Source organism: Paraburkholderia madseniana, from assembly GCF_009690905.1.
Lineage (GTDB): Bacteria > Pseudomonadota > Gammaproteobacteria > Burkholderiales > Burkholderiaceae > Paraburkholderia > Paraburkholderia madseniana.
Window position 1 is genome coordinate 1 of the sequence record NZ_VOSW01000287.1, and the last position, 974, is coordinate 974.

The window sequence follows — 974 nt, forward strand, 5'->3', positions numbered from 1 at the left end:
CAATACGCCAGCGTTGATGATAGAGCGCGCCGAAAGCGCTGGCCGGATAACGTTCGCGCTCCAGCAGCGAGGTCATCAGCACACGCACGCGGCCGCTGGGCGTGACGTCCCGGATCAGGCGCACGGTGGTAGGCGTGCGCGCCAGTTCATAGTCGCGGGCATCCTCTTCGTTGGGCGCGCCCAGTGTCACGACCTGCTCGGCCTGGCCGCTGCGCGCAAACGCGCTTACACATTTCCATCCTCGGGTATCCACGCGCAGGCAGAAGTGGATCTCGCGCTGCGCCAGCGCGGCCACCATCATGTTGCCAATATAGCCGCGATCAAGCAGCAGCAGATCGGTGTGCGGCTGAAGCACATCCAGCGCTTCGAACAGCATCTGCCGCTCGGCGCCGTCGGCCGGATGGAGCGCGGCATGCAACGTCAGTTCGGGCCCCGGCAGGAACAGCGCGAACGCGTAGTGATCGGCGCGCAACGCATGGCCCTGGCGGGTCGCCACCCGCAGCCGGGTGCCGTCGGCTGCGACCGGCCTCAGGCCGTTCCAGCGCATCGAGTCAATATGGGGTTGGGCGAGTTCAATCAGACGTGCGCGGGCCCGTTCGAACAGCTCGGCCGACAGCCCCCGGCGCGCCTTGCTGAAGGCCTGTGCACTGACGCCGCGGGTACGCACGCCGCGTTCGCCGAGCTCACCAAACAGGCCATCGAGTTCGGCCTGCACGCTCGCGCACATGCCCGACATCATCAGCGCGGCCATGCGCGGCAATGTCAGTGTGCGATTGCGGGTGAATGCAGTGGGAGAAAGACGCACGCGCTCAGCGAGCGCCGGATCGAACAGGAAATCGGAGAACTCAGCCAGGAGTTGGGAGGACGCTGGTATTTGAGTTCATATCGTCGATTTATCAATCAGTTATGCGATGAAGTTTACAGGTCGAACGCCCCGTATACAAGCCCTTTCGGGCTTAAGTTGAGAGCATTGC

General features: G+C 64.0%; 1 protein-coding gene. It reads right to left on the reverse strand.

The features are described from left to right. Positions 1-751: transposase (locus tag FSO04_RS45845; RefSeq protein WP_154568017.1), on the reverse strand; the 751-nt coding region annotated here is incomplete at its 3' end. Positions 752-974 lie beyond the last annotated feature (223 nt).